Genomic DNA, 20001 nt, shown 5'->3' on the forward strand with positions numbered 1-20001 from the left:
CAGGTCAGGGCGGCGAGAGGTGTGGCCCTGCCGCGCTCACTTGCCTTCGAAGAAATTGCTGATCGCGGCTTCCAGTCTTTCGATGAAGCGAGGGTTGTGGCAGCTTCCCGCCCAGATCATGGCGTTGAGCCGCATATCCCGGTTGAGGAAGTTCACCTTCCTGGTCTCCAGCAGATATTCGGCGATGTCGAAATGCCGTCCCTTGATGGCCTCGATCAGCGCATTGTTGCGCCCGGTCTTGTCCATCAAATTGACGTCGGCGCCATGCTCCACCAGCAGCTTCACGACATCCAGATGCCCGTTCTTGGCGGCTTCGATCAGCGCGGTGCGGCCGTAATAGTCAGCACGGGCATTGATGTCGATTGCGCGGTGTTTAACGAGGGCCGAGATGGAAGCGTAATGGCCCTTGGCCGCCGCCAGGCTCAATGGCGTGCTCTTCCATTTGTTTCTGGAGTTCACGTCGATTTCGGGGTGCTCGATCAACGCTTCGACCGTCGCCGTGTGGGCATTGAGGGCCGAAAGATGCAGCGCCGACCAGCCGCCTTCGTCCGCCTGATTGATATCCGCACCGGCCGCCAGCTCCGATTGCACGGCCTCCGCATCGCCTTTCTCGGCGGCGACCAGCAGGCTCGACCACCCCCTGGCGTCTTCGGCTTCCAAGCTTTTGGTCAATGCGGTGGCTCCCGATGCGCATGGCCAGAATACCACACATCGTGCCGGTTTTGGTGGTGTTCGGCAACGGGATCGGCGACAAATCCTGGAGCAACGGCCGCTCCAGCGAGCGGCCATTGCTTTGGCACGCCTATGCCGGCTGCAGTTCTGCCCTGCGCGGCAAAGGAGGGAAGGCGATGGCAATTCCCGCCGCACCCAGCCCGACAAGCGCCGAGCCGATGAACAGCCAAGAGTAGCTGGCATAGGCATCGAACACCATGCCGCCGGCGAGCGGTCCGAAGGCCATGCCGAGGCTGGAGAGCATGGTGGCTGCGCCGAGCACCGTGCCGATGATGCGTCCGCCGAAATATTCGCGCGCCAGCACCGCATAGAGCGGCATCACGCCGCCATAGGTGGCGCCGAAGATGACGGCCAGCACATAGAATTGTTCGAGCTGCCGGACGGCGAGATAGCCAGCGATCACCACGGCCTGGATCGCCAGTCCGGCGACCAGCACCGGCTTGACGCCGAGACGGTCGGCAAGCACGCCGTAGAGCAGCCGGCCGCCCAGGCCGGCAAGACCCTCGACGCTGTAGATGGTGACCGCCGCCATCGGGGCTACGCCGCAGAGCATCGCATAGCTCACCATGTGGAAGATCGGGCCGGAGTGTGCCGCGCAGCAGGCAAAGAAGGTGAGGCCGAGCACGATGAACTGCGGCGAGCGCAGCGCCTGGCCGACCGACATGCCGGGGTCGTCGGCGGCGGGACCGGCAGCGGCGCCGTCGGCGGCAGTAACGGGGACAGGCGGCTGGCGCACCAGGAAGGCGACCGGCAACAAGAGCACCCAGGCCATCACGCCGATGTCGAACATGGCGGTGCGCCAGTCATAGGCCGTGATCAGCCAGCGCGCGAAGGGCGAGATCGTCATCGGCGCCACACCCATGCCGGCCGAGACCAGCGACACCGCAAGGCTGCGGTTGGTGTCGAACCAGGTCGTGGTCAGCGCGATCATCGGCGCGAAGAAGGCGCTGGCCGCGAGCCCGACCAGCACGCCATAGGTTAGCTGGAACGCCAGCAGCGAGCCGGAGCGGCTGGCCAGCACCATCGCCAGCCCGAGCAGCAGCGTGCCGGCGAAGACGACGGGGCGGGCGCCAACGCGGTCGTAGATGGCGCCCCAGGCAAAGCCGCCGAGGCCCATCACCAAAAAATTCAGCGTCATCGCGCTCGATATGCCGGCGCGCGACCAATTGGTGTCGAGCGCCATCGGCTCCAGGAAGATCGCCAGCGAAAACATCACGCCGATGGCGACGCAGCTCATCAGCGCGCCAGCCGCGACGATGACCCAACGATAGGAAGGCTTCATGATTTGCTCCCGAAATCAGTTCGATGCGGCGCGACTTCCTTCGTGCGTTGTCGAGCCGCTTGCGTCCGAAGGACGTCGGCGCTGGCGCCGATCCTACAATCCGGTTGCATTTTTTATCCAGTTTGTGCCGCAGCGAAATGCGACAGGTCCTGCGAATTGACCGGACGCCATCCTAACCTAGATTGAAGTCATTGCTATCAGAGAGGAGTGAGGCAATGGAGCTTCATCGCGGCCGTCTCGTCGACCACATCCAGCTCGTCGTGCGTGATTTGAAGGCGAGTCGACGTTTCTATGGTGCGGTGTTCGAGGTGCTGGGCATCCCCATCGGCGGCGAGGCCGAGGATTACTTCTGGGCAGACGAATTGTTCGTCTCCAGCGCCGACAGCCGCGCCGCTCAGGGCGTACTGACCGGCCGCCACCATCTCGCCTTCCAGGCCAAGGACCACGCCATGGTCGATGCCTGGTACAAGGCCGGACTTGCGGCCGGGGGCCGCGACAATGGCAGGGCGGGCGAACGGCCCTACCACCCCGGCTACTACGCCGCCTTCCTGCTCGACCCGGACGGTAACAACATCGAGGCGGTGTTCCACGGTGAGGCGAAGCGCAGCGCCGCCTCGGTGGAGATCAATTTCTAGGCCGTGCCATCGGCGATCTTGGCACAAGGCGGTCATTGTCGCCGCGTCCGCGCGACATGTTTGCAGGACTACTCCTTTACCGCGCCGGTCATCGAGGAAACGTAGTGCTCGACGAAGAAGGAATAGAGCACCACGACCGGCAGCGAGCCGATCAGCGCTCCCGCCATAAGCGCCCCCCATTCGTAGACGTCCGAGCGGACCAGTTCGGTCAGCACCCCGACCGGCACGGTCTTGTTTTCCGACGACTGGATGAACGTCAGCGCATAGATGAACTCGTTCCAGGACAGGGTGAACGCGAATATGCCGGCGGAAATCAGGCCCGGCACCGAGAGCGGCAGCACGATCTTGGCGAGGATCTGCCACCGGCTCGCTCCGTCGATCAGCGCGCATTCTTCCAGCTCGAACGGGATGGAGCGGAAGTAGCCCATCAACAGCCACGTGCAGAACGGAACGAGGAAGGTCGGGTAGGTGAGGATGAGCGCAAACGGCGTGTCGTAGAGCCCAAGGTTGAACACCATCACCGACAGCGGAATGAACAGGATCGACGGCGGCACCAGATAGGCGAGGAACACCGCCAGGCCGACCTGCCGCGCCCCGGAGAAGCGCAGCCTTTCGATCGCGTAGGCTGCAAACACCGATGCCAGCAGCGACAGGAAGGTGGCGGCCGTCGAGATGATGATCGTGTTGAGCAGCCAGCCCGGATAGGACGTCTCGAAGAGCAGGTAGCGGATGTGCTCCAATGTCGGATGCACGACCCAGAAGGGGTTGAAATTCTGATAGTCGGTCATCTCCAGATTGGGCTTAACCGCGGTGATCGTCATCCAGTAGAACGGGAACAGGAGCACGATGACGAACACCAGCAACGGCAGATAGACCGTCACGACGCGGCGCGGCAGGCTCTGCAGGTAGCCCATGCCGCCTTCGTCGATTTCCGGGCGCCTGGTTCTCTTTGTCGCGGCCATGTCAGTCTCCACCGCCCTGCTGCCATTTGCGGCGTTGCAGACCGAAATAACTGAACAGGATCGCCGCCAGCAGGAACGGGATCATGGCGACCGCGATTGCCGCGCCTTCGCCAAGCTGGCCGCCGGAAATGCCGCGCTGGAAGGACAGCGTCGCCATCAGGTGGGTGGCGTTCACCGGCCCGCCGCGGGTCAGCACATAGATCAGCTGGAAATCGGTGAAGGTGAACAGCACCGAAAACGTCATGGTGATGGCGATGATCGGCGTCAGCAGCGGCAGCGTCACATAGCGGAACAATTGCCAGCGGCTGGCGCCGTCGAGCGTGGCGGCCTCGTAGAGGGACTGAGGTATGGTCTGCAGGCCGGCGAGCAGCGTGATGGCGACGAAAGGAATGCCACGCCAGACATTGGCTGCGATCACCGAGGCGCGCGCGTTTGTTGGATCGCCGAGGAAATTGATGCGGTGGTCGATCAGGCCCATCTGCTGCAGCGCCCATGAAAGGATGGAGAACTGCGAATCGTAGATCCACCAGAAGGCGATGGCCGACAGCACCGTCGGCACCACCCACGGCAGCAGGACAATCGCGCGGAAGAACGACTTGAACGGCAGGTTCTGGTTGAGGATGAGCGCCAGCCAGAGGCCGAGCACGAATTTCAACAGCGAGGCGCTGATCGTGTAGAGCAGCGTGTTGAAGACGGAGAGCCAGAAGACGCCGTCGCTCCACAGATACTCGTAGTTCTCGACGCCGATGAAGATGCCGGGGCGGCCGATACGGGCGTCGGTGAAGCCGAGCCAGACGCCGAGCCCGAGCGGATAGGTCAGGAAAACCAAAAGCAGCGCCGCCGCCGGCAGCATGAAGCCGAAGCCAAGCGTGTTGTGGCTTTCGGAGAGGCGCGAAAGGATCGACGGACGCGGCTGGACGGCGACGGACGGCACGGCCATGGGAACAGCTCCTCAGGAGGTGGTCGGCCCGGGCGGCCGCCAAGCGATTTCAGGCACCGGACCGGGCAGCGATCGTGCTGCCCGGTGCGGTTGTGCGCTCAAACGCGGTAGTAGCGGTTGGCGCGCTTTTCCGCCTCCTCCATCGCCTCCTGCGGCGTCGCCTGGCCGGTCACGGCCTTGGCGAACATGTCCACCAGCACATAGTCGGCCATGGTCGACGCCGAGGCATAGCCGAGCGGCCCGGCATAGCCGTTGGGGCGCAGCGTCGCCGAGGCCTTGGCGTAGGCGGCATTGTTCGGATCGGCCGTCCATACCGGATTGTTGTCGAAAGCCTTGAGCGTCTGGCAGCAATAGCCCGCCGACGAGGTGATCCAGTCCGTCATTTGCGGATCCTCGAACATGAACTGCAGGTAGGCCTTGGCTGCGTTGGGGTAGGGCGTGTAGTCGAAGATGACGGCGGTGGTCACCTGGAACAGTTCGACCGCCTTTCCGACCGGGCCGATCGGCAGGTTGGTGGTGCGGATGTCCTTGGCGATTTCAGCCAGTTTCGGATCATTGTCCTTGTTGATCTTGGCGGTGTTGTAGGCGGAAATGCCATTGGCGATGACGCCGAGTTCGCCGGCCAGGAAGGCACGGTTGTTGTTGACGTCGAGCCAGCTTTCGGTGCCGGGAATGAAGGTCTTGTAGAGCGCCTGCGCGTACTCGATCGCCTTCAGCGTCTCTGGGCTGTTGATGGTCACCTTGCCGCTCTCGTCGACCATCTGGCCGCCATGGCTCCACAGCAGCCAATGCGCGTAGTTGTTGCCGTCGCCGACGCCATGGCCATGGGTGAAGCCGGCTGGATGGCCCTTTGCCTGCAGCGCCTTGCAAAGCTCGAGGAAGCTCGCCGTGTCCTTCGGAAACTCCGAAAACCCGGCTTCCTTGACCCAGCTTTCCCGATAGACGATGGCGTTGCCGATGGTGGCCAGCGGCAGGCCGAGGAATTTGCCTTCCCGCGTCGCATACTGCTTCGGTCCGTCGTACCAGCCGCCGTATTTTGTGCCCAGGTATTCACCCAGTTCCGTCACGTCGTGCAGCTTGTCGGGATACTGGTGCGGGTCGTCGAACCAGACGAACATCAGGTCCGGGCCGGAGCCGACATTGGCAGCCACCGCCGCCTTGGGGCGAATATCCTCCCAGCTTTCCTTGTCGACGCGAACCTCGACGCCCGTCGCCTCGGTGAACCGCTTGGTGTTTTTCAGCCATTGGTCCTCGTCGCCCTGGACGAAGGGCGACCAGCGCAGCAGCCTGAGCTTGGCGCCGTCCTCGGGCTTGTACTTCAACCCCTCCTGGGCGAAGGCGGGCGAACCGACGAACCGGCTTCCCAAGGCGCCCGCCGCCACACCGGCGGTCGTGCGGATCACGTCACGTCTGGTGAATTTCATGGTCGTTTCCTCCTCTGATTTTCCTCGCTGTATAAGTCCTACCGCCCGGCGCGGGTGTCCAGTCGCTGGCCGGTTTCGCCGTGAAACAGGTGGATGAGGCCAGGCTCGGCGGTTAGCCGCACGGTCTCGCCCGGCGTGAAGGAATGGCGCTCCCGGAAATTCGCGACGATGTCCTCGCCGCCGGGGGTGCGGCCGATGAGCTGCACCTCCGACCCGGTCGGCTCGACGACCACGACAGTGACCGGAATGCCCTGGTCGGACAGCCTGAGATGCTCGGGCCGTATCCCCAGCACCACCGGCTCGCCACTGCCGGTGGAAGGCAGCCTTGCCAACGGCACCGAAATCCCGCCGGCGCCTCGAAAGGACGGCGTGCCGTCGATTGCGATTTCGCCCTTGAGCATGTTCATGGCGGGCGAGCCGATGAAACTGGCGACGAACAGATTGTTCGGCCGGTCGTAGAGTTCCAGCGGCGGCCCGATCTGCTCGACGATGCCGTCATGCATGACCACGATCTTGTCGGCCATGGTCATGGCCTCGATCTGGTCGTGGGTGACATAGACCGTCGTGGTCTTGAGGCGCTGGTGCAGTTCCTTGATCTCGGCGCGCATCTGCACTCTCAGCTTGGCGTCGAGATTCGAGAGCGGCTCGTCGAACAGGAAAACCGCCGGATCGCGCACGATCGCCCGGCCCATGGCGACACGCTGGCGCTGGCCGCCGGAGAGCTGGCGCGGATAGCGTGCCAGCAACGGCACCAGTCCCAGGATTTCAGCCGCGCGCTTAACGCCGGCGTCGCTCTCCGCTTTTGCGACACCCTTGAGCATCAGCGAGAACGCCATGTTCTCGGCGACCGTCATATGCGGATAAAGCGCGTAGTTCTGGAACACCATCGCAACGTCGCGTTCCTTGGGCGCGACGTTGTTGACGACACGCTCGCCGATCGAGATCTGGCCGCGCGATATCTTCTCCAGGCCGGCAATCATCCTGAGAAGGGTCGATTTTCCGCAACCCGACGGCCCGACCAGAGTGACGAACTCGCCATCGTCTATATCGACGCTGACGCCGTGCAGGATTTCGACAGTTCCGAATGATTTATAGACTTCGCCGATCGCGACAGACGCCATTCATTGCTCCTCCCAAACGGTTTCCCGACGCCCCTGAGGAAACCGTCCCAGTCCCGCCCGCGACAGCCTCCAGTCCCCTCTGGTCACGCGACAGACTCAGCGACGGTAGCGCTACCAAACCGGCCTGTAAACCCGCGCGGCGCCAAGTGCTTAACTTCGTCGTCCGTGTGGTGAATCCGTGTGCGGGCCGATGCTAGTCGCCGTTCACAAACCCCAGCACCAGCTGTTGCAAATTCCCACCCGGCCCAAACTCAACGCGGTCGAAGTCGCGGCTGGCCTGGCGCTGCGCCTGCGAAAGTTCGGAAAGCCTGGTCGTCAGTTCGGTCCTGATCTTCTTGCAGCCGGGATCGTTGGCGACGGTGAAGCCGACGCTCAGCGCCTCGATCTTTTGCACCATGTCGATGATCTGCCCGCCATGCACCTTTTCATGGGCCGCGAGGCCGGCGGCGAAGGCATCCCAGCGTTTCTGCAACTCCGTTGGCAGCGGCCCGGCGGGCTTGGGCAGCGTGTAGGTGATGATCAGCTTCGGCCGCGCCGTTTTGAGCACGCAGGCACCGCCTTCGGGCCGGTAGTCCCTGGTCCAGGTCAGCTTGAAATTGGTATGCGCGATGACGCGGACCTTTTTGCCGACGACGTCCTTGCCGATGAGCGGTCCGCGCTCGCCGATCGAGGCATAGAGTTCGGGCGCGGTCTGGCCGGAGATGGCGTAGCTGTCGATTTTCTCGACCGGTTTCCAGTCGGGGGGCTGTGCCGGCCCGGACGGAAGAACGGTCGCAAGCACCTGTGCCGGTATGGACGGCAGAATGGTCGCAAGCAAAAGCAAGAGGATGGCTGGTTTCATGCGCCCTCGCGGACTGGGAATGGAGCCCGAGTCAGCGGGCGATTGCCGGCCATCATGCCGGCATATCGATCGCTCTACAAACCTCTAGACGACTAGCTGGTTGCTAGTCGCTCGCCAGCTTTGCCAACGAGGGGCAGTGCGGACGGGCGCCGACCGGGACGATCTCATAGCCGGCGGCGATCAATTGGAGTTTCATCTCGTCGAAATGCCGCTTTGAGCCGCTGACGATCGATTCAGGCGTATAGTCCCAGCCATTGCGGGCTGCACTGGCCAGGAGGTCGGCATAGAGGCGCATGCTGGTGATTTTCACGTTCGATTCCAGCAATTGCCTGCATCCGCTTGCGAATGACGGCGACGCGGAAGAAAAACCCAGGATCGCGCATGCCAGCACTATGGAAACACGTCGCATGGAAACCTCCCTTGATTGCAGCCTGTTGCTGCAAGGGAGTTTGCGCCCTGTGCGCCCGCGGCGGGATCGGCCAGATGCGGTGTTTTGGGTCCTGCATTTGTAGTATTTTGCCGCGGCAGGCGTTGATAAGGTGCCTGTCCGCGGGCAGGGGATCGGCATGAACCACAACGCGACACCGGCCACGTCTTCACCGTCCTCGCCGGCGCTGTCCGAGCGCGAGCGTGCGGTGGCGGAGAAATTCGCGGCCGGCCTGACCTATCGCGAGATCGGCGAGGCGCTGTTCATCGCGCCGTCGACGGTGCGCACCCATCTCGCCGCGATCTATGAAAAGCTCGGCGTCCGCAACAAGGTGGCGCTTGCCGCGCATGTCAACCGCGCCGCGGGCGTGGACGTGCCGTCGCCCTTGCCTGGCGCCCCGCCGGTGCTCGCCATATTCCCGATCGAATGTCTTAACTCGGAGGATCGCTGGCGCCGCTTTGCCGATGGCCTGTCGTCTGACATCACCATCGACCTGGGGCGCTACGCGGATCTGCCGGTGATCGCCTTCCACACCATGAAATCGCTGGGCAGCAAGCCCGCCGATTTCGTGGCCGATGGCAAGGCGCTGGGCGCCACCTATATCGTGTCGGGCCAGCTGCGCGCCGACGACACTCGCATCCGGCTGACCATGGAGCTCGCCGATGCGAGGAACGGCGTCAGCCTGTGGAGCGAGCGCTACGATCGTCCGGTCGAGGACATCTTCGCGCTGCAGGACAGTCTGACCGAAACCGTCATCAATGTGCTCGCCGGCTGTTTTGGAACGATCGCCACGATCGGGCGCAACGCGGTTCGCCGCAAGCCGCCGGCCAGCCTGCGCGCCTTTGATCTTTATCTGCTGGGCGTCGAGCAGCACAACACCTTCAGCCGCGCCGGCAACGCGGAAGCGATCCGGTTGTTTTCACGCGCGCTGGAGCTCGACCCGACCCTGGTCAGGGCATGGACCGAACTCGCCTACGCCTATTCGATCGAAGCCGGCAACTGTTTTGGCCGCGATCCCAAGGGATCGATCGAGAAATGGCGCGCGGCGGTCGAAAATGCGATCCGGCTCGACCCGACTGACAGCAGCGCGTGCATCTGCTTTGGCGATCTCATGGGATGCCTCGGCGACTTCGACGCGGCCGAGCGCGCCTACCAACGAGCCTACCAGTACGGCTCCAACCATGCCGACACGCTGGCGCTGCTTTCCGGCAGCAAGGCGCTGGTCGCCGGCGATCCGGCCGAGGCGATCCCGCTCATCGAGCGCGCCATGCGCCTCAACCCGCTCGCCCCGCCCTGGTATTTCGGCATGCAGGGCCGGGTCCTGTTCTGCGCCGGCAGGCACCGGGAAGCCATCGCGGCACTGCGCAGAAGCTCGCCGGATTCCCCCAATGTGCTGATGTTCCTGGCGTTGGCGCACGCGGCGGCGGGTGAGGACGCCGAGGTGGCCGGATTCGTGGCCCGGCTGCGTGCCGAGTTTCCCGACTTCTCGGTCGAGGGCTTCATCTCGGGCTATCCCGTGACCAACCCGGATGCCGTCAAGGCCATCCGCGAAGCCGCGAGGCTGGCTGAGCTGGGCTAGGCCGGTGAAGCTGCCAATCTCCCCTCTTGCCGGGGAGATTGCGCGTTCGACCGCTTTGCGCATAGCCTCGGCCCAGCCTGGCGGGAGGAGAATCGCTTGGACACCAATGTCGTCATTGTCGGCGCCGGGCCGGCGGGTCTTGCCGTTGGCGCCTGCCTGAGGCGGGCGGGCGTGGATTTCATCATCCTCGAAAGAGCCCATGAGGTGGCGTCGGCCTGGCGCCGCCACTACCGGCCGCTGCATCTGCACACGGTGAAGTCGTTCTCCTCGCTGCCCTTCGTGCCGTTCCCGCGCGATCATCCGCGCTATGTGCCGCGCGAAAAAGTGGTCGCCTATCTCGACGCCTATGCCGAGCGCTTCGAGCTCCGGCCGCGCTTCGGCGAGACGGTGACGACGATCCGGCGCGAGAATGGCGGCTTTGTCGTCGAGACCGGATCGGACAGGCTGACATCGCGCCACGTCGTCATCGCCACCGGCAACAATGCCGAGCCGATCGTTCCGAGCCTTGCAGGCATCGAGGCTTTCAAAGGCAGGATCCTGCACAGCGCCGACTATACTGAAGCTGCACCCTTTGTCGGCCAAAAAGTGCTGATCGTCGGCATGGGCAACACCGGTGCCGAGATCGCGCTCGACCTTGCCGAATCTGGCGCCCATCCGACGCTGTCGGTGCGCAAGGGCGTCCATATCGTGCCGCGGCAATTGTTCGGCGTGCCGATCCAGATGGTCGGCATCGCCAGCCGGCCGATGCCGCAGGCGCTGAACGACTGGATGTTCCCGATCATCCTCGACTTCGCACTCGGCAAGCTCGAAAAGTACGGCATCGTCAGGCCGAGAGAGGGCATCCTCAAGCAGGTCGACGCCGGGCGCATCCCGGTCATCGATGTCGGCACGGTGGCGGCGATCAAGTCGGGCAAGATCAGCATAGCACCCGATATCGCCGGCTTCACCGAGCATGGCGCCTCCTTCACCGATGGGCGGCGGGAGGCGTTCGAGGCCGTCATCCTCGCCACCGGCTACCGGCCGGCCTACGACAAATTCCTCCCGGCGGAGCTGCGGCCGGCCAAAAGCGGCGTCAACCCACGCGCCTCCGAACTCGGCCTCTATCTGGTCGGCTTCCACAATCCGGTCACCGGCCTGCTCAGGGAAATCGGCCGCGAGGCGACCGCGGTTGTTGCCGACATCGAACGGCGCGGCTGAGGCGCCGGCAAGCCTGCCAGGTTGGTCCGGAACGACTGCGCTCATGAACGTCGGTGGCATTATCTACAACGCCGCCAGTTCCTGAAATGCCGAAAGCACGGGAAGTGAACAAGACCTGTACGTGAGTACAGGTTATATAATACCCGTGAAAAGTTCAAATGCGAACATTGCAAGCGGCTGCATCGCAACCATGGAGCGAGCTCCAGAAATCGTGAAGGGCGGATCACACCCTGCCGCGCTTGACTCGCCTTTCCCTTGGCGCAATAGATATAGACGCATGTTCAGTTCTACATGCGCATTCGTAAAGGAGGAGACGACATGCCAACGGGTAAATCTATCGGAATGCTCGCCGTATCGGTCGCCGTGTCGGCGTTGACGGCAAGTGCCGCGCTGTCCGAGGAGATCACGGTCGCAACGGTCAACAATGGCGACATGATCATCATGCAGAAGCTGTCGCCGGAATGGGAGAAAGCGACCGGCAACAAGGTCAATTGGGTGGTACTCGAGGAGAATGTGCTGCGCGAACGGGTCACCACCGACATCGCGACCAAGGCCGGCCAGTTCGACGTGCTGACAATCGGCGGCTATGAGACGCCGATCTGGGGCAAGAGCGGCTGGCTGATGCCACTCGACGATCTCGGCGACGACTACGACTATGCCGATCTGATCGCGCCGGTCCGCAGTGGCCTGACCGTCGACGGCAAGCTCTACGCCGTGCCTTTCTATGCCGAAAGCTCGTTCACGCTTTACCGCAAGGATCTGTTCGACGCCGCCGGCCTGAAGATGCCGGAGCAGCCGACCTACGACCAGATCACCGAGTTCGCCGACAAGCTCACCGACAAGTCGAAGGAACAGTATGGGCTGTGCCTGCGCGGCAAGCCGGGCTGGGGCGAAAACATGGCCTTCCTCGGCACGCTGGTGAACACGTTCGGCGGCCGCTGGTTCGACATGGACTGGAAGCCGCAGATCAATTCGCCCGAGTGGAAGAAGGCGATCGGCTGGTATGTCGACACGATGAAGAAGGACGGGCCTCCGGGAATAAGCTCCAACGGCTTCAACGAGAACCAGACGCTGTTCGCCTCCGGCCATTGCGCCATGTGGATCGACGCCACTTCCGCCGCGGGTCGCGTCTATGATCCCAAGCAAAGCCAGGTCGCCGACAAGGTCGCTTTCGCCAAGGCGCCGGTGGCGGTCACGCCCAATGGCTCGTCCTGGGGTTGGGCATGGAGCCTGGCCATCCCGGCGACGTCGACCAAGGCCGACGCGGCAAAATCCTTCGTCAAATGGGCGACCTCGAAAGCCTATGTCCAGCGCGTCGGCGAGACCGAAGGCTGGGTCGCCGCCCCTCCGGGAACGCGCAAGTCCACCTACGCCAGCCCGGACTACCAGAAGGCAGCGCCCTTCGCCGCGACGGTCCTTTCGGCGATCGAATCCGCCGATCCGACCAAGCAGACCAAGGATCCGGTGCCCTATACCGGCATCCAGTTCGTCGCCATCCCCGAATTCCAGGGCATCGGCACCGAGGTAGGCCAGGCGATCGCCGCCGCGGTGACCGGCCAGAAGTCGGTCGATGACGTGCTCGCTGGCGCCCAGACCGAGGTGGAGCGGACGATGACGGAGGCGGGCTACATCAAGTAGTCGGGCTCGAGCCTAAAAGCCAGGCGGCGGAGCGTGTGCCGCCTCCTGGCGATCCCGGCCTGTAAGACCTCCCGTTGCAGCAGGCCTGGAGGATGCACGGACCCGCCAAGGCAGGTCCGTGCGTTCCCCAAAGCAATTCCAGGAAATGCATAACGCTACTCGGATAGCGTTTTCGAAAACTCGTGAATTGGAATCTGAAATGAGACTGAAGAACAAGATTGCCCTCATCACCGGCGGCGCGCGCGGCATTGGCCTCGGCTTCGCGCAGGCCTATGCGCGAGAAGGCGCCAGGGTGGTGATTGCCGATATCGACATCGAGCGCGCGACGCGGGCGGCTGCCGCGATCGGCGTGTCGGCCAGCGCCGTCAAGCTCGACGTCACCGACCTTGCGGCGATCGACAGCGTCGTGACGGAAATCGACCGCGAGTTCGGCGGCATCGACATCCTCGTCAACAACGCCGCCATCTTCGACATGGCGCCGATCACCGACATCACCGAAGCAAGCTATGACCGCGTCTTCGACATCAATCTCAAGGCGCCGCTGTTCATGATGAAGGCGGTCGCCAATGTGATGATCGCGCGCGGCCGCGGCGGCAAGATCATCAACATGGCGAGCCAGGCAGGCCGCCGTGGCGAGGCGCTGGTGACGCTCTACTGTGCTTCCAAGGCGGCGATCATCTCGGCGACGCAGTCGGCGGCGCTGGCGCTGGTCAAGCACGGCATCAACGTCAATGCGATCGCGCCCGGCGTCGTCGACGGCGAGCACTGGGATGTCGTCGACGCGCATTTCGCCCGCTGGGAAGGTTTGAAGCCCGGTGAGAAGAAGGCCGCCGTCGCCAAGTCCGTTCCGATCGGCCGCTTCGCGCAGCCAGAAGATATTGCCGGGCTCGCCGTGTTCCTGGCCTCGTCCGACAGCGACTACATCCTGGCGCAGACCTACAATGTCGACGGCGGCAACTGGATGAGCTGAGGCCGCGTCCCCAAGGGGAGACCGAAATGAAGGCCATTCGATTTGCCGCCGCCGGCGTCGCCGGCATGGCAGAGATGGAGATGCCCGGGATAAAGCCCGGACACGCTCTGGTGCGGGTCCGCGCGGCCGGGCTTTGCCATACCGACATCGAGGTTTTGCACGGCCGCTACGGGGAGGGGGCGTTTCCGCTGGTCCCCGGCCACGAATATGCCGGGACGGTCGAGGCGGTCGCCGACGATGTCACCGTCGTCAGGCCCGGTGACCGGGTTGCCGTCGATCCCAACATTTCGTGCGGGCAATGCCCTGCCTGCCGGAAGGGCCTGACCAATCTGTGCGTCGGGCTGAAGGCCTATGGCGTGACCGAGAATGGCGGCTTCGCCGAGTTCAGCCTGGTTGCCGTCGACCATCTGCACGGGATTGGCGATCTCGCTTTCGACACGGCGGCGCTGGCCGAGCCGCTCGCTTGCGTCCTCAACGGCCTCGGCGCCGCCGGGCTCGACGCCGGCAGGCCCGGCAATGCGCTGGTCTTCGGCGCCGGCCCGATCGGTCTGCTGCTTGCGCTGTCGCTCAAAGCCAAGGGAGTGCGAAGCGTGGCGGTCGCCGACATCAGCGAGCCGCGGCTTGCCTTCGCCGAGGCGCTCGGGCTGCAGCCGTTCGTGTCCGGATCGCAGGACCTCGCCGCAAAAGCGCGCGGCTTCGATTTCGTCGCCGACGCCACCGGTGTCGCCAAGGTGGTCGAAGGCATGATCGGTTTCACCGCCGATGGCGGCACGGCACTCATCTTCGGCGTTTGCGCGCCCGATGCCCGGATATCGCTCGCTCCGTTCGAGATCTTCCGCCGGCAGATCAGGCTGGCGGGGTCGCATTCGCTGAACCGCAACATCCCGCAGGCGCTCGACATTCTGAGCCGCGACGACGGCACGATGGCGCGGCTGGTCAGCCATCGCTTGCCGATTGCCGAAGTGTTGCCGTTCTTCGCCAAGGGCAGCGGCGACCCGACGACGATGAAAGTACAGTTTTGCGCGGACGCCTGAATTCAAACAATGAAGCCGCGCGGGCATGACCGGATTGCCTGTTCGTGCACCCGGAAAAGACCGTTGCTGGTTCTTTCCGCAAAGACGTGAGTCGAGTAGGCAATTGCGACGACAGCTCAAACGGGGGAGCGCTGGATGGCAAAGACGATAAGGACGATGGAGGACTTTTCGGCCTTTGTCGGTCTGTCTCGCACCACGGTTTCCAAATATTTCAACGATCCCGACTCGGTGCGGAAGAACACGCGAAGCGCCATCGAGGCGGCGCTGAAAAAATCCGACTTCCGGCCGAGCATGTTCGCCGTCAATCTCAACCGCCGCCGCAGCAATATTCTGGGCGTCATCATCCCGAACTCGACGGATCCGTTCTATATGGCGCTGACGCGCCGCATCGAGTTGATCGCCAACGAGGCCGGTTTCCTGGCCTTCGTGCTCTCCTCCGATGGCCGCGCCGAAATGGAGGACCAGGCGATCCAGACGTTCAGGTCGATGAACATTGCCGGCGCCATCATTGCGCCGCTCGGCGTGCAGTCCCATCACCGCATCCTGGCCGAGCTCGGATCGAGCATCCCGCTGATCTATGTCGACTCGCCGCTGGATGAGACCTCCTCCTTCGTCGGCACCGACAACCGGCAGAGCTTCAGGCTCATCGTCGACTATCTCTGCCGGTCCGGCGAGCCGCCCTGCTACTTCGCCATGCCTTTGGTCAACAACAACGCCTCGGCCAGGCAGGTCGCCTATGTCGAGGCCATGCAGCAGTTCAAGATGACGCCGAGCATCGTGCCGGTCACCGATGTCCGGTCGTGGGATTTCGAGAAATTCGGCTATGACGAGGCGCTGCGCATCCTGAAGGGGCAGGGGTTTCCAACCAAGACGGTGCTTTGCGCCAACGACCGTGTCGCCTTCGGCGTGATCGCGGCCACCTATCAGCTCGGCCTCAAGGTCGGCCACGGCGCCGACTGCGACATCCGGATTGCCGGGCACGACGACCACCCGCTGTCGCGCTACGCCTGTCCGCCGATCACCACCGTGGCGCAGAACTACAACGAGATCGGCCGCCTGGCGATCGAACTTCTGCTGCAGCGCCTGGATGAAAAATCCCCGGCGGCGAAACAGGCAAGCGGCCGCATCCTGCTGAACGCCGAGCTGATGCTGCGCAGCTCGGCTTGAGGCTGTGCTGCGGTCGCATCGGACCCCCTCAAGGCCGCGCCGCGTCCGCCTCATCCAGCAGCCATTGCCGCACGGCCTGCGTCGGCTCGGGATGGCGCTGCTTCCTCGGCATCACGACGTGGAAATCATGGGTGCCGCGCATTTCCGCACTGACCGGCTGGATCAGCCGGCCGGCCGCGATGTCGGCCGCGACGAGGAAGCGGCTGGCCAGCGCGATGCCCTGGCCGGCGATTGCCGCGTCGATCGCAAGACCGGTCTGGTTGAAGCGCATGCGTTTGGCTTCCGTCGCCATCTTTAGGCCGAGCGCCCGTTCCATGAATTCCGGCCACAGATTGTGCGCATCGTGCATCAGGACATGATGCTGGATGTCGGCCGGCGCGATCCCGCCAACACCGGGCGGCAGCAGGGCAGGGCTGCACACGGCGATGATCTGTTGCGGGAACAGAAGGTCGACGATGAGGCCGGGGCCGAACGGCGGCTGGCCCTGCCGCACCGCGATGTCGACGCCGTCGGCCTGGAAACTCGACAGGCTTTCGCTGGCCAGGATGCGCAGGTCGACCAGCGGATTGTGCGCCACGAATTCCGGCAGCTTCGGGATCAGCCATTTGGTGGCGAAGCTCGGCGTGACGCTGATCGTCAGCCGCGCCGGTTCGGGGCGCAGCAGCGCCGTCGCCTCCGAGATCAGCTCGAAGGCGCGGCGGATGTTGGGCACATAGGCGCGGCCCTCGTCGGTCAGCGCCAGGCCACGCGGCAGCCGCTCGAACAGCTTTGCGCCAAGGCTGGCCTCCAGCCCGCGAATGTGCTGCGCCACCGCGCCCTGGGTCACGTTGAGCTCATGCGCGGCAAGGCGGAAGTTGAGATGCCGCGCCGAGGCCTCGAAGGCGCGAAGCGCGTTGAGCGGCGGCAGGCGGAGGAAGGCTTCGGGCATCGAGGAGTTTTTCTACAGTCTGATTTCAGGCTTTCTGGTTCGAGCCAGAGGCGAAAACCGGATATATCATGGCGGAGACGTTGAAGACATTGCGACGAGCCGCTCAGGAAGGGCAAAAAAATGAGTGTAGAAAAAGTAGCAGTAATCGTTGCCGGCGGCAGCGGGATGGGTGCGGCGGCGGCCAAGCGCCTGGCAGCGGACGGCTTCAAGGTCGCCATCCTGTCCTCGTCCGGCAAGGGCGAGGCGCTGGCCAAGGAGCTTGGCGGCCTCGGCGTCACCGGATCCAACCAGTCGAACGACGATTTGCAGCACCTTGCCGACCTGACGCTCGAACGCTTCGGCCGCATCGACGTGCTGGTCAACAGCGGCGGCCATGGGCCGCGTGCGCCGATCCTCGAAATATCGGACGAGCAGTGGCACACCGGTATGGACGTCTATCTGATGAACGTCATCCGGCCGGTGCGGATCGTCACGCCGCACATGGTCAAGCAGAAGGCCGGCGCCATCATCAATATCTCGACGGCATGGGTCGTCGAGCCGAGCCCGATGTTCCCGACCTCGGCCGTGTTCCGCGCCGGCCTTGCCGCCTACACCAAGATCTTCGCCAACACCTACGCCGCCGACAATGTGCGCATGAACAACGTGCTGCCGGGCTGGATCGACAGCCTGCCCGCCACCGAGGAGCGGCGCGACAGCGTGCCGATGCAGCGCTACGGCACCAGCGAAGAGGTCGCCGCGACCATCGCCTTCCTGGCCTCGGAAGGTGCGGGCTACATCACCGGCCAGAACATCCGCGTCGACGGCGGCATCATCCGCGCGATCTGACGGCCCGTGGGTGCAGGAATCGGGTGGCGTGTGTCGCGGGTTGCGAGGCGCCGGTTTCCGTTCGGCACCGGCAAATGTCGAACTGATGGTTGCCGGCACGAAGCCGAGACCCAGATACCATCCCGTGGCAGATCTATCCCGATGCCGGTTTCCGGCTGAGCGTCCCACGGCGTCACACCGGCACTTTGCATCGGGCACGGAGGACACCATGACACGCAACGACATCATTTCGGTTCTGGGGCCTGTGGACGAAGCCGTCATCGCCGACATCGCGCTGACCGGCGCCAGCCTCGAGGAATTGCGCGAGGCCTTCGCCTGGATCGGCGCCGACGAAGCGCTGGTCAATGAGGGCCATCCCTTGCCGGACGCGAGGGTGGCGCGGCTGATCGAGATTCTTGAAGTGCCGGAGGACGAAGATGGGCCAAGGGCGCCGGCGGCGCAGGGGTTTGGTGAGTAAGGCAGTAGGGCAGTAGGGCAGTAGGGATGCGCCACCTTACTTTGCCTACTGCCTACTGCCTACTCCCTACGGCCTTATTCCCTCTTTACGCCCTCGACAGCACCCTGCGCATGATCAGCGAAGCGTGGCCGCCCACGCCATGCGCGGCTGCGCGCTTCTCGACCACTTCGAAGCCGTGCTTGCGGTAGAAGGCGATGGCCCGGTCGTTGCCTTCGATCACCTCCAGCGCAATGCTCGCAATACCCGCATGGGCGGCAAGCACCGCATGCAGCATGTCGGTCGCCAGCCCTGAACCGAATTCGCTCTTGTCGACGTGCAGCCGGTCGAGCATGACGTCGCCCTTTTCGTCCATCGCCGCCATCGCGTAGCCGGCGATCGAGCCGTCGGGCCGTTCAGCCACGAAGGACATCTTGTTGTCGTCCCGGAGTTCCGCCGCCAGCCGCTCCGGCGAATGCTTGTCGTCCGACAGCCGTGCCGTGGTCTCGGCACCCATGATCGGCGCATAGGTGCGACGCCAGGAGTCTCCCAGCAGCCTTGATGCCGACGCCACGTCCTGTTCGATCATCGCCCTGATCCGGTTCATCGCCAACTCCTGTCCTGGGTGGCCTCGAAATTCACCGCCTCAAGCGCGACAAGCCCGGCGATGCTAGCCAGGGGCAGGGGATCTCGCAAGAACCGTGAGGGCCGCAGTCGCACAGCGCCGAATCTGCCAAGCTCCACGACAAAGGCACAGCGTGCAGCGCGCCGTGTGCGCCTCTTGAAATAATAACTTTACAAAAATTCGTAACTATGTGAAGTAAGGCAACTGAAAGGCCATCCATGACATCGCACCGCTTTGCCACCCGTCTGAATTCCTTTGCCTCGCGGCCCGAGGCAGAATGGCCCGGTCTTGCCGGCAAGCCGTCGCTGATGCAGATGGCGGCGCGCGCGGCCAAGGTCGACGGACTCACCGACCTCGACCTTAACTTTCCCGACCATGTCGGTGAAAAGCCAAAAGAAATTGCCCGGAAACTGGGCGATATCGGGCTTTCCATCAATGGCTTCGCCATGCGCTACTACTCCAATCCGGCTTTCAAGCTCGGCGCCTTCACCAATCCGGACCCGGCGGTGCGCCGCGAAGCCATCGACCTGACAAAGGCCGGCATCGACGCAGCGCGTGAAGCCGGCGCCAGTCTGATGACGCTTTGGCTCGGGCAGGATGGCTTCGATTATGCCTTCCAGGCCGACTATGCGGCGCTATGGCAACACGAAATCGATGGAATTCGTGAAGTTGCGGCGCATGATCCCGGTTGCCAGATCAGTCTGGAATACAAGCCGAACGAGCCGCGCTCTTACTCGCTGTTGCCGGACGCTGCGACGACCTTGCTGGCGATCCGCGATGTCGGCCTGCCCAATCTCGGCGTCACGCTCGACTTCGCCCATGTGCTCTATGCCGACGAACAGCCGGCCTTCGCCGCCGCGCTCATTGCCCGCCACAGCAAGTTGCTCGGCGTCCATCTCAACGACGGCTACGCCAAGCGTGACGACGGCCTGATGGTCGGCGCTGTGCACACGTTGCAGACGATCGAATTGCTGCGTCAGATCCATCGGGACGGCTACGCCGGCGCCATCTATTTCGACACATTCCCCGACATGACCGGGCTCGATCCGGTGCGTGAGTGCGAGGTCAACATCGCCACCGTCAAGCGCATGCTCGGCGTCGTCGAGCGCCTCGAGAAGGACAACCGCCTGTCCGCCGCCGTCGCAAGCCAGGATGCCGTCACCTCGCAGGCCATCGTCCAGGAAGCCATGCTTGGGCGCGACAGGCCCGGAGTCACCTGAAGCGCCCGGCGTCGCCATACG

General features: G+C 63.9%; 20 protein-coding genes. 10 read left to right on the forward strand and 10 right to left on the reverse strand.

Annotated features, from left to right (window positions below; genetic code table 11):
• Positions 1 to 36: 36 nt before the first annotated feature.
• Together A6B35_RS14950 and A6B35_RS14955 are read right to left on the reverse strand one after the other, a co-directional pair.
• A complete protein-coding gene (locus tag A6B35_RS14950) occupies positions 37 to 672 on the reverse strand; it encodes an ankyrin repeat domain-containing protein (RefSeq protein WP_006206490.1) in 636 nt (211 codons plus the stop codon).
• A gap of 130 nt (positions 673 to 802) precedes the next feature.
• Positions 803 to 2014 carry an MFS transporter gene (locus tag A6B35_RS14955; RefSeq protein ID WP_006206489.1) on the reverse strand — a complete coding sequence of 404 codons (1212 nt, stop codon included), beginning with the start codon at positions 2012 to 2014 and terminating at the stop codon, positions 803 to 805.
• Positions 2015 to 2229: 215 nt separating this feature from the next.
• Between A6B35_RS14955 and A6B35_RS14960 the strand changes: the two genes are divergently transcribed.
• Positions 2230 to 2649, forward strand: a complete 420-nt coding sequence (locus tag A6B35_RS14960; RefSeq protein WP_006206488.1) for a VOC family protein — start codon at positions 2230 to 2232, stop codon at positions 2647 to 2649.
• Positions 2650 to 2717: 68 nt separating this feature from the next.
• Here A6B35_RS14960 and A6B35_RS14965 read toward each other — a convergent pair whose 3' ends face one another.
• From A6B35_RS14965 to A6B35_RS14990, 6 genes are all read right to left on the reverse strand, one after another.
• On the reverse strand, positions 2718 to 3611 hold the full coding sequence (locus A6B35_RS14965; protein WP_006206487.1) for a carbohydrate ABC transporter permease: 894 nt from the start codon (positions 3609 to 3611) through the stop codon (positions 2718 to 2720).
• Between the two features lies 1 nt (position 3612).
• On the reverse strand, positions 3613 to 4464 hold the full coding sequence (locus tag A6B35_RS14970; protein ID WP_425277685.1) for a carbohydrate ABC transporter permease: 852 nt from the start codon (positions 4462 to 4464) through the stop codon (positions 3613 to 3615).
• A gap of 185 nt (positions 4465 to 4649) precedes the next feature.
• On the reverse strand, positions 4650 to 5975 hold the full coding sequence (locus A6B35_RS14975; protein WP_006206485.1) for an ABC transporter substrate-binding protein: 1326 nt from the start codon (positions 5973 to 5975) through the stop codon (positions 4650 to 4652).
• A gap of 38 nt (positions 5976 to 6013) precedes the next feature.
• Positions 6014 to 7096 (reverse strand): ABC transporter ATP-binding protein, encoded by a 1083-nt coding sequence (locus tag A6B35_RS14980; protein ID WP_006206484.1) that lies wholly within the window; start codon positions 7094 to 7096, stop codon positions 6014 to 6016.
• 193 nt (positions 7097 to 7289) lie between these two features.
• Positions 7290 to 7937, reverse strand: coding sequence for a DUF922 domain-containing Zn-dependent protease (locus A6B35_RS14985; RefSeq protein WP_006206483.1), 648 nt, complete (start codon positions 7935 to 7937; stop codon positions 7290 to 7292).
• 103 nt (positions 7938 to 8040) lie between these two features.
• The gene (locus A6B35_RS14990; RefSeq protein ID WP_139032272.1) at positions 8041 to 8247 is read right to left on the reverse strand and encodes a hypothetical protein; all 207 of its coding nucleotides are present in this window, start codon (positions 8245 to 8247) and stop codon (positions 8041 to 8043) included.
• A gap of 256 nt (positions 8248 to 8503) precedes the next feature.
• On the opposite strand from A6B35_RS14990, the gene A6B35_RS14995 reads away from it, so the two are divergent.
• The 6 genes from A6B35_RS14995 to A6B35_RS15020 all read left to right on the forward strand — a co-directional run bounded on the left by A6B35_RS14995 (position 8504) and on the right by A6B35_RS15020 (position 15949).
• Positions 8504 to 9943 (forward strand): LuxR C-terminal-related transcriptional regulator, encoded by a 1440-nt coding sequence (locus A6B35_RS14995; protein WP_006206481.1) that lies wholly within the window; start codon positions 8504 to 8506, stop codon positions 9941 to 9943.
• 96 nt (positions 9944 to 10039) lie between these two features.
• On the forward strand, positions 10040 to 11140 hold the full coding sequence (locus tag A6B35_RS15000; RefSeq protein WP_006206480.1) for a flavin-containing monooxygenase: 1101 nt from the start codon (positions 10040 to 10042) through the stop codon (positions 11138 to 11140).
• A 318-nt stretch (positions 11141 to 11458) separates the two neighbouring features.
• Complete coding sequence (locus tag A6B35_RS15005) at positions 11459 to 12778, forward strand: ABC transporter substrate-binding protein (RefSeq protein WP_040584226.1); 1320 nt, start codon at positions 11459 to 11461, stop codon at positions 12776 to 12778.
• Between the two features lie 199 nt (positions 12779 to 12977).
• Complete coding sequence (locus A6B35_RS15010; protein WP_006206478.1) at positions 12978 to 13748, forward strand: L-iditol 2-dehydrogenase; 771 nt, start codon at positions 12978 to 12980, stop codon at positions 13746 to 13748.
• 26 nt (positions 13749 to 13774) lie between these two features.
• Complete coding sequence (locus A6B35_RS15015; protein WP_006206477.1) at positions 13775 to 14782, forward strand: alcohol dehydrogenase catalytic domain-containing protein; 1008 nt, start codon at positions 13775 to 13777, stop codon at positions 14780 to 14782.
• Positions 14783 to 14938: 156 nt separating this feature from the next.
• Positions 14939 to 15949 (forward strand): LacI family DNA-binding transcriptional regulator, encoded by a 1011-nt coding sequence (locus tag A6B35_RS15020; RefSeq protein WP_006206476.1) that lies wholly within the window; start codon positions 14939 to 14941, stop codon positions 15947 to 15949.
• 28 nt (positions 15950 to 15977) lie between these two features.
• Here A6B35_RS15020 and gcvA read toward each other — a convergent pair whose 3' ends face one another.
• Positions 15978 to 16877, reverse strand: coding sequence for a transcriptional regulator GcvA (gene gcvA, locus A6B35_RS15025; RefSeq protein ID WP_006206475.1), 900 nt, complete (start codon positions 16875 to 16877; stop codon positions 15978 to 15980).
• Between the two features lie 120 nt (positions 16878 to 16997).
• Between gcvA and A6B35_RS15030 the strand changes: the two genes are divergently transcribed.
• Complete coding sequence (locus tag A6B35_RS15030; protein WP_006206474.1) at positions 16998 to 17702, forward strand: SDR family oxidoreductase; 705 nt, start codon at positions 16998 to 17000, stop codon at positions 17700 to 17702.
• Positions 17703 to 17910: 208 nt separating this feature from the next.
• Positions 17911 to 18159, forward strand: a complete 249-nt coding sequence (locus tag A6B35_RS15035; protein ID WP_006206473.1) for a hypothetical protein — start codon at positions 17911 to 17913, stop codon at positions 18157 to 18159.
• A gap of 85 nt (positions 18160 to 18244) precedes the next feature.
• Here the strand turns inward: A6B35_RS15035 and A6B35_RS15040 are convergent, their stop codons facing one another.
• Positions 18245 to 18742 carry a GNAT family N-acetyltransferase gene (locus tag A6B35_RS15040; protein ID WP_006206472.1) on the reverse strand — a complete coding sequence of 166 codons (498 nt, stop codon included), beginning with the start codon at positions 18740 to 18742 and terminating at the stop codon, positions 18245 to 18247.
• Positions 18743 to 18978: 236 nt separating this feature from the next.
• On the opposite strand from A6B35_RS15040, the gene A6B35_RS15045 reads away from it, so the two are divergent.
• Positions 18979 to 19980, forward strand: a complete 1002-nt coding sequence (locus A6B35_RS15045) for a sugar phosphate isomerase/epimerase family protein (RefSeq protein WP_006206471.1) — start codon at positions 18979 to 18981, stop codon at positions 19978 to 19980.
• The last annotated feature ends 21 nt before the right edge of the window (positions 19981 to 20001 follow it).

Source organism: Mesorhizobium amorphae CCNWGS0123 (genome assembly GCF_001686985.1).
Taxonomy (GTDB): domain Bacteria; phylum Pseudomonadota; class Alphaproteobacteria; order Rhizobiales; family Rhizobiaceae; genus Mesorhizobium; species Mesorhizobium amorphae.

What these genes read in the sequence shown, in the direction of transcription:
- A6B35_RS15035 (WP_006206473.1), top strand. Translation starts at nt 17,911, where the DNA reads ATGACACGCAACGACATCATTTCGGTTCTGGGGCCTGTGGACGAAGCC.
- A6B35_RS15045 (WP_006206471.1), top strand. Translation starts at nt 18,979, where the DNA reads ATGACATCGCACCGCTTTGCCACCCGTCTGAATTCCTTTGCCTCGCGG.
- A6B35_RS14965 (WP_006206487.1), bottom strand. Translation starts at nt 3,611, where the DNA reads ATGGCCGCGACAAAGAGAACCAGGCGCCCGGAAATCGACGAAGGCGGC.
- A6B35_RS14975 (WP_006206485.1), bottom strand. Translation starts at nt 5,975, where the DNA reads ATGAAATTCACCAGACGTGACGTGATCCGCACGACCGCCGGTGTGGCG.
- A6B35_RS15030 (WP_006206474.1), top strand. Translation starts at nt 16,998, where the DNA reads ATGAGTGTAGAAAAAGTAGCAGTAATCGTTGCCGGCGGCAGCGGGATG.
- A6B35_RS14970 (WP_425277685.1), bottom strand. Translation starts at nt 4,464, where the DNA reads ATGCTGCCGGCGGCGGCGCTGCTTTTGGTTTTCCTGACCTATCCGCTC.
- A6B35_RS14960 (WP_006206488.1), top strand. Translation starts at nt 2,230, where the DNA reads ATGGAGCTTCATCGCGGCCGTCTCGTCGACCACATCCAGCTCGTCGTG.
- A6B35_RS14955 (WP_006206489.1), bottom strand. Translation starts at nt 2,014, where the DNA reads ATGAAGCCTTCCTATCGTTGGGTCATCGTCGCGGCTGGCGCGCTGATG.
- A6B35_RS15015 (WP_006206477.1), top strand. Translation starts at nt 13,775, where the DNA reads ATGAAGGCCATTCGATTTGCCGCCGCCGGCGTCGCCGGCATGGCAGAG.
- A6B35_RS15010 (WP_006206478.1), top strand. Translation starts at nt 12,978, where the DNA reads ATGAGACTGAAGAACAAGATTGCCCTCATCACCGGCGGCGCGCGCGGC.
- A6B35_RS15040 (WP_006206472.1), bottom strand. Translation starts at nt 18,742, where the DNA reads ATGAACCGGATCAGGGCGATGATCGAACAGGACGTGGCGTCGGCATCA.
- A6B35_RS15020 (WP_006206476.1), top strand. Translation starts at nt 14,939, where the DNA reads ATGGAGGACTTTTCGGCCTTTGTCGGTCTGTCTCGCACCACGGTTTCC.
- A6B35_RS14980 (WP_006206484.1), bottom strand. Translation starts at nt 7,096, where the DNA reads ATGGCGTCTGTCGCGATCGGCGAAGTCTATAAATCATTCGGAACTGTC.
- A6B35_RS14985 (WP_006206483.1), bottom strand. Translation starts at nt 7,937, where the DNA reads ATGAAACCAGCCATCCTCTTGCTTTTGCTTGCGACCATTCTGCCGTCC.
- gcvA (WP_006206475.1), bottom strand. Translation starts at nt 16,877, where the DNA reads ATGCCCGAAGCCTTCCTCCGCCTGCCGCCGCTCAACGCGCTTCGCGCC.
- A6B35_RS15005 (WP_040584226.1), top strand. Translation starts at nt 11,459, where the DNA reads ATGCCAACGGGTAAATCTATCGGAATGCTCGCCGTATCGGTCGCCGTG.
- A6B35_RS14995 (WP_006206481.1), top strand. Translation starts at nt 8,504, where the DNA reads ATGAACCACAACGCGACACCGGCCACGTCTTCACCGTCCTCGCCGGCG.